Here is a 6,330-nt window from a genome sequence, read left to right on the forward strand (position 1 = left end):
AAGTAAGTCATGAAAACAGCCTGATCGTGCAGAAGGATGATTATTATCCTTTTGGGATGAGTTTTAATTCATATACAAGGCCGGGTTCAGTGGGGCAGAAATTCCTTTATAACGGTAAAGAACTTCAAGAGGAAACAGGGTGGCTAAACTATGGAGCCAGAATGTATATGCCAGAGTTGGGGAGGTGGACTTCGGTTGATATTTTAGCAGATGCCTATGTTGATTTTTCTCCTTATGCTTATGTTTTGAATAATCCATTAAAGTTTGTTGACCCTGATGGGAAGAAGGTTTTATATGTGAATGGATATTGGCAGGACACTTGGCTCGGTAAAAATGTAATTGGTTCGTCAAAGCCAGGAAGAGGATATTGGGGCAACGGTTTTGTGAGAGGTGCGAGTAAATTTTTTAATGATGGACAAAGAGGTAACGGAATGTTTATTGACGGATCATCTCAATGGGGCGGTGATGAAAGTGGTAGTGAACGGTACACGCGTGGATACGAATATGCCAAAAAACATTATGATGAATTAATTGCTGACATGAGGCAAGATGAGACCTTTAAGCTAGTTACTCATAGTGAAGGAGGTGCATATGGAGCTGGAATTGCACAATATCTTATTGATCAAGGAAAGACCGTAGGAACTATTTTGCACTTGTCTCCTGATGAAGCTGATGAATTTGATAACCCTGAAAATACTACCACCTATCAATTAGGATATGGAGGGGATTGGGTTACTGGTAATAAAGAAGTTAGTAATGCCGATGTATTTGGTGTCGTTGATAAATTTTCCAGTAACTCTGACAAAGCTAAGTATGCGCATGGTTCAACAAAGGGAGGGGGAGTTTTTAAAAGTGTAAATGCACTATTAAAAGCAGCGGCTTCTGGAGCAACAGGAGTGAATGTTACAGAAACTAGTAGTGGTGTCAGATTTGAATTTATTAGGAAGAACGAAGATGAAGATAAGAACAAATAACACATTGCTGATAGTTGTAAATCTAATAATGACAGTTGTTGGTATTGCTGTCTTGTATTTTACATCTCTATTTTGGATGGGTAGTCAAAAAGATTATCAAGAGTTAGTCAATAAGTCCTATTGGTATTTTTTTGCCAATAGATTGCTTTTTAATCTACTTATTGGATTAGCTATAATTTTAGTTATTGGATTTATTAATTGGTTAGTTCAGAAAATTACGAAAGCAAAAATGGGAATTAGAAAAGTCCTCATGATAGATTTTTTAATTTTTACTATTTGTTCAATAGCCTTCATCGCTTTGCAGCTATCTTGAGCCAGATAATAGCTATCCAAGGACTTATAATTGATTATAATAGAATCCCAATCAGCAATGTTTGGGATTTTTATATCAAATTAATTTTAGAGGCTTTAATAAAATGGTCAACAGTAAGCAGGATAGAATTACGTTCTTGTTCAGGCAGCTTGGTAATATCCTGTAAACGTTGGAGCATTTTTTTATCCTTGAACAAGTTAGACTCATCTGTCTCGCCAAGTAAGAAACCCACCGTAGTATCAAGAATATCGGCCAGTTTTTTAGCAGCATCAATGCTTGGTGTCATCTAATCACGTTCATACTTGCCAATAGTAGTATGACCAAAACTATATCACCTCTGCGTACATAATCGATGCGAAAATCAATCCAATCACGATAACAAAACCAGGATATGTATATATTTACCTATCAAATGAAACTGGATCCCACATTGAAGTGTTTTTCGATGATTTTAAAGTAAGTCATGAAAACAGCCTGATCGTGCAGAAGGATGATTATTATCCTTTTGGGATGAGTTTTAATTCATATACAAGGCCGGGTTCAGTGGGGAAGAAGTACCTGTATAATGGAAAGGAGCGCCAGGAACTGACAGGCTGGGATGACTTTGGGGCGAGGATGTATGACCCCGCTATAGGTAGGTGGGTCAGCATAGATCCGTTGGCAGACCATCCGAAGCAGATAGGAATGTCCCCCTATTCGAGTATGTGGAACAACCCAATAAGGTGGAATGATCCCGACGGCATGATGCCGTGTTGCGGAGGCGGGGCAAGGCCTGCCGTAAGAAATTCCCCGAGAGTTGCCAATGTGTCAAATGTCAGAAGGGTTGTGTCCCAGACGTCAAGAATGCATAATTCCGGTATCGCCACAATTGGCAGAAGTGAAGGTGCACTTATGAAGACGCAAAGATTCCATACCACCAGTAGAGGTGACGGAAATAATAGGTCTGGTCTTACTTCTTCTGGTATAGGGACGTCTGAAAATTTTGATAACACCCACTCTTTCGGGAATGCAAAAGGGAATTCTGCTAAGGTACTAGGGGATATACTTCAGACCGCCCAGACCATAACAAAGAATGAATCTTTTGCTGAGGTTAATGGATTTGAGGTTTCTCTTGGAGCGGATTATTTTGTTGATGACTATAATACAACAAAAGCATTGATGGGGTTACAGGAAGAATGGGAAAGCGGGGTCAGGGATAGGGCGAGGGGAGGAATGTCCGCCGAAGAGTTTGGGCAACTTCCAATCGAAGACCAAAACATGAAAATGGGCTTGTCCAGGGTGTTGTCCGGCCCATCGCCCCTCTCGGTGATTGAGAATATGTTAAAAGGCAAAAAGCCTGATGAAGTAGAGGTTAGAAGAAATGATGTGGTTAGAGCGGGTAATTAGTCTTTTCAAAGGAAGGCCGAAGTGTCCTGTGGGCGTTTTGGACAAGCTTATGCTCGATAAGGAGTTTTCTGTTTTAATAGAAGAGCTTGGGGAAGAATTTATTTTGGATTCCAGCGTGTATACTGACCCTAAGGAAATAACGGGGATGGAGTTTAGTGGAGATGAAGCATATGCCCAAATACTGTTTCAAAAACTTGGGGATATAATTGATGTGGACATAAGTATGGTGGAGATGGGCTTGTTCAGCGAGCCGGCGGATGTTGTGTTGGATTCAGGAGTCATCATGGTTTCGGAGGAAGGCAGTGAGCCTGCTTCCAGTAAGTTTACGGAATACTCTGATGGGAGTGTTGAAATCTTGATCAACAGAGGGTATTTAAATGATCCAGATTGTTTGGTGGCGTCCATAGCGTTTGAATTGATCCGACTGAAATCAAAGGTTAAGGGATTTTCAGAGGATGAAGTTTATATGGAGGTGGCACTTGTTTTTTATGGGTTTGGTGTGTTCAATGCAAATAATTCGGTTATTAAAATGGATACATGGTCAGGTGATTTAAGAAGTGGGTGGAATATTAAAAAGGGTCCCACCCAGCTTTCTCTGGAAGCCCATGGCTATCTGCTTGCACTGTATTCATGCTATAGAGGTGAAAATAATCCGCAGTGGACAGATTCTTTGGTACATGAAGTTTCCAAAGCCTTTAATGTTGGCGTGAAGTATTTAAAATTCGATTCCGAAAGAAAATAATAAGCATGTCAAAAAAGGGTTCCAACCATTTATTTTTAACTCTGTTTACAGTTTCAATTTTATTATTGTTAACGGGGGGAATAATGTTGGTGAACAACTTGTCAGTTTATGGAATAAACCGTAGAACGTTAATGGTGTCGGGATATGGCGGACACTTAATAATATTGGTTGGTATTATATTCTTGATTGTTTCCTATCATAGTTTATCCCCTTTTAGTAAGGTTAGGAACATTGACTTCAATTTTTTCAAAAAGAAAAGGAACGGAGACAAGAAAAAATGATTGATAGTATAATAGGTTCGGTTTTCTTCGAGTTTGTTGGAGCCTTGACAAAATGGGTTGTATATGCGGTGCTCCACAAAGTAAGGGGGAGAGAGATTATAAGTTTTAAGGAAATGTGGGACGGAAGAAAAGGAAGCCAGAAATCGGAAATCATCATGCATGGTTTTTCAAATATCCTACTTGGCCTTATAGTGGTGGTTGGTCTTTTTGTTCTGGTTATAAAGTTGACCTGACGGCACTATATTGAAATAAAAAGCCCGGCAAGTGCCGGGCTTTTGTTGTTTTTAAGCGCTGAGGGAGTTCTGTACCTGGCACATGAACAGGAATGCGTCCATGAGTGCGAAGATGTGCTCCCTGTCCTCGGGCAGTAGTTTTTCGATGTCCTGCAGGCGTTTGACGGTTTTTTTGTCGAAGGAGCTGTTGATCCCCTCGCCGACCTGGTAGTCCAGCGATACACCGAAGGCATCGGCTATTTTTTTTACCGCCTCGATGGAGGGTACCGCATCCCCGCGCTCATACTTGCCGATCATCTCCCTGGATAATATCAGTTTGAAAATAAGGAGGGATATTTATTATATAAGCATATAAAAAAACACGAAAGCAAAATATCCTCCATTATGATTATAGCAGCAATACAGGAGTACCCAAAGCCTATATCAACATCTTGGTACTAGACCAAAACCAAAATTATATCACCTCAGCCTACAAGCAAATCAGCAGTTCGGCAAAGGAAACGGGGGCAGATATCCCTCACCAAAACCTAAAAATCAATCCGATCACGATAACAAAACCAGGATATGTGTATATTTACCTATCAAATGAAACTGGATCCCGCATCGAAGTGTTTTTCGATGATTTTAAAGTAAGTCATGAAAACAGCCTGATCGTGCAGAAGGATGATTATTATCCTTTTGGTCTTACCTTTAACTCCTATCAAAGGCCGGGTTCAGTGGGGCAGAAGTATCTCTATCAGGGCAAAGAGTTCCTAGACGATTTAAACCTGAATATTTAAATTTTTAAACACGTGGATATGATCCAGTAATAGGCAGGACTTGGCAGTTGGATCCTCATGCGGACAAGTATCCCTCTATGTCACCTTACAGCTTGGTTGCGAACAATCCGATATTGATGTTAGATCCGGACGGTAAGGATTTTTTGATCTGGTACACCGACGACAATGGGAAACAGCAGAGTTTCAGGTTTACCGGCACCAACACGGATGGCGCCCCCAAGAACGAGTTTGTCCAGCAGTTCGTCAGTGCTTACAATTACAATGTGGAAAACGGGGGTGGGGATAAAATGCAGGAGATAGCCGGAAATAGCAAAGCGTTAGTGAATGTAGCATATACTGAGTATTCATCCCAGCATACTCCAGGAGGTAGGCCTAATGTTGGGAACATATACTGGAATCCCATGGAAGGTGCCCAGTATGAAAATGGAACGGTGGTATCTCCTGCTACAGTATTGGAGCATGAATCGGATCACGCCAACCAGAGGATAACCAATTATGAACAATATAGGGAAGATACTAGAAGTGGCAGAGAAGAGGTAAGGGTAATAGAAGGTTCAGAACGAAAAACTGCTCGAGCAAATAGAGAAATACCTGCAAATGGGGTTACGAGAACAAGGCATGAAGGTCAGGGGGTAATTACCCATGGGCCAAAGTCTAATAAAATTAACCCTCAAGCAACGCAGGTACATCGTCAGAGATTAATAAAACGCCAAAAGAAAGCTCGGGATATTAATTGGTAATATTATGAGAAGATATGTTTTAAGGGTTGTTTTGGTAATGGGAGCCACCTTCTTCCTTTGTTCGTGTTCTTTGACCTCTGTAAAACGCGCAAAATTCTTGTACGGATCAGATGAGGCAACGGTTATTACACCAATAACCTGTTCAAGCATAGAGTATAATCTGGTTGAGGTAAAAAGAAAAGACGTAAAGAACAAGGCGTTTTTAAATGCACTTGAGACTGAAATGAGGAAATTGGAACCTTATGAAAAAACGGACTTGCCCCGTGAGGTGGATATTAGGATAAAGCTTATAGTAGATTATAAGAATGAAACTTCCGATACACTATGTTTGGGAGGGTTTTATGGGACAATCCTAAACGGTAATTTAATGGAAGACAATCCCAAGTTGTTGGATCTTATAAAATCGAAGATCTATTAGATTTTAAAAACACAGAAGCCCGGCACTTGCCGGGCTTTTGTGTTTTAAGCGCTGAGTGAGTTCTGGACCTGGCACTTGAACAGGAATGCGTCCATCAGGGCGAAGATGTGTTCCCTTTCCTCTGGCTGCAGTTTTTCGATGTCCTGCAGGCGTTTGACGGTTTTTTTGTCAAAGGAGCTGTTTACCCCCTCGCCGACCAGATAGTCCAATGACACGCCGAAGGTATCCGCTATTTTTTTTGCCGCCTCGATGGAGGGTACGGCATCCCCGCGCTCATACTTTCCGATCATCACTCTAGAAAGATCAGTTTGAAAATAAGGAGGGATATTTATTATATAAGCATATAAAAAGACACGAAAGCAAAATATCCTCCATTATGATTAAAGCAGCAGTACAGGAGTCCCCAAAGCCTATATCAGGGAAACGGGGGCAGATATCCCTCACCAAAACCTAAAAATCAATCC

Annotated in this window: 10 protein-coding genes; 7 read left to right on the forward strand and 3 right to left on the reverse strand. The window is 41.0% G+C overall.

Annotated elements, in window-relative coordinates; translation table 11 throughout:
• On the forward strand, positions 1 to 974 hold a 974-nt coding region (locus B050_RS22875), incomplete at its 5' end, for an RHS repeat-associated core domain-containing protein (RefSeq protein ID WP_205744987.1).
• Positions 955 to 1,287: a hypothetical protein gene (locus B050_RS0110605; protein WP_018473896.1), complete on the forward strand. Its 333-nt coding sequence runs from the start codon at positions 955 to 957 to the stop codon at positions 1,285 to 1,287. The genes B050_RS22875 and B050_RS0110605, both read left to right, overlap by 20 nt.
• A gap of 70 nt (positions 1,288 to 1,357) precedes the next feature.
• Here B050_RS0110605 and B050_RS0110610 read toward each other — a convergent pair whose 3' ends face one another.
• Positions 1,358 to 1,573 carry a hypothetical protein gene (locus B050_RS0110610; protein ID WP_018473897.1) on the reverse strand — a complete coding sequence of 72 codons (216 nt, stop codon included), beginning with the start codon at positions 1,571 to 1,573 and terminating at the stop codon, positions 1,358 to 1,360.
• A 194-nt stretch (positions 1,574 to 1,767) separates the two neighbouring features.
• On the opposite strand from B050_RS0110610, the gene B050_RS0110615 reads away from it, so the two are divergent.
• Positions 1,768 to 2,673 (forward strand): RHS repeat domain-containing protein, encoded by a 906-nt coding sequence (locus B050_RS0110615; protein WP_157492723.1) that lies wholly within the window; start codon positions 1,768 to 1,770, stop codon positions 2,671 to 2,673.
• Positions 2,648 to 3,415, forward strand: a complete 768-nt coding sequence (locus tag B050_RS0110620; RefSeq protein ID WP_205744988.1) for a hypothetical protein — start codon at positions 2,648 to 2,650, stop codon at positions 3,413 to 3,415. The genes B050_RS0110615 and B050_RS0110620 overlap by 26 nt, the downstream gene beginning before the upstream one ends.
• Before the next feature lie 565 nt (positions 3,416 to 3,980).
• Here the strand turns inward: B050_RS0110620 and B050_RS0110635 are convergent.
• Positions 3,981 to 4,265, reverse strand: a complete 285-nt coding sequence (locus B050_RS0110635; RefSeq protein WP_044202282.1) for a helix-turn-helix domain-containing protein — start codon at positions 4,263 to 4,265, stop codon at positions 3,981 to 3,983.
• Positions 4,266 to 4,360: 95 nt separating this feature from the next.
• Here B050_RS0110635 and B050_RS22880 point away from each other — a divergent pair, with 95 nt between their 5' ends.
• From B050_RS22880 to B050_RS0110650, 3 genes are all read left to right on the forward strand, one after another.
• The gene (locus tag B050_RS22880; protein ID WP_018473903.1) at positions 4,361 to 4,708 is read left to right on the forward strand and encodes a hypothetical protein; all 348 of its coding nucleotides are present in this window, start codon (positions 4,361 to 4,363) and stop codon (positions 4,706 to 4,708) included.
• Between the two features lie 116 nt (positions 4,709 to 4,824).
• Positions 4,825 to 5,448: a hypothetical protein gene (locus tag B050_RS22275; RefSeq protein ID WP_157492725.1), complete on the forward strand. Its 624-nt coding sequence runs from the start codon at positions 4,825 to 4,827 to the stop codon at positions 5,446 to 5,448.
• A gap of 4 nt (positions 5,449 to 5,452) precedes the next feature.
• Positions 5,453 to 5,866 (forward strand): hypothetical protein, encoded by a 414-nt coding sequence (locus tag B050_RS0110650; RefSeq protein WP_157492727.1) that lies wholly within the window; start codon positions 5,453 to 5,455, stop codon positions 5,864 to 5,866.
• Positions 5,867 to 5,910: 44 nt separating this feature from the next.
• On the opposite strand, the gene B050_RS0110655 is transcribed toward B050_RS0110650, so the two are convergent.
• On the reverse strand, positions 5,911 to 6,159 hold the full coding sequence (locus B050_RS0110655; RefSeq protein WP_373294416.1) for a helix-turn-helix domain-containing protein: 249 nt from the start codon (positions 6,157 to 6,159) through the stop codon (positions 5,911 to 5,913).
• Between the last annotated feature and the right edge of the window lie 171 nt (positions 6,160 to 6,330).

Source organism: Echinicola pacifica DSM 19836 (assembly GCF_000373245.1).
Taxonomy (GTDB): Bacteria; Bacteroidota; Bacteroidia; order Cytophagales; family Cyclobacteriaceae; genus Echinicola; species Echinicola pacifica.

Coding starts and splice junctions, on each gene's coding strand:
- B050_RS0110605 (WP_018473896.1), top strand. CDS start 955: ATGAAGATAAGAACAAATAACACATTGCTGATAGTTGTAAATCTAATA.
- B050_RS0110610 (WP_018473897.1), bottom strand. CDS start 1,573: ATGACACCAAGCATTGATGCTGCTAAAAAACTGGCCGATATTCTTGAT.
- B050_RS0110620 (WP_205744988.1), top strand. CDS start 2,648: ATGATGTGGTTAGAGCGGGTAATTAGTCTTTTCAAAGGAAGGCCGAAG.
- B050_RS22275 (WP_157492725.1), top strand. CDS start 4,825: ATGTTAGATCCGGACGGTAAGGATTTTTTGATCTGGTACACCGACGAC.
- B050_RS0110650 (WP_157492727.1), top strand. CDS start 5,453: ATGAGAAGATATGTTTTAAGGGTTGTTTTGGTAATGGGAGCCACCTTC.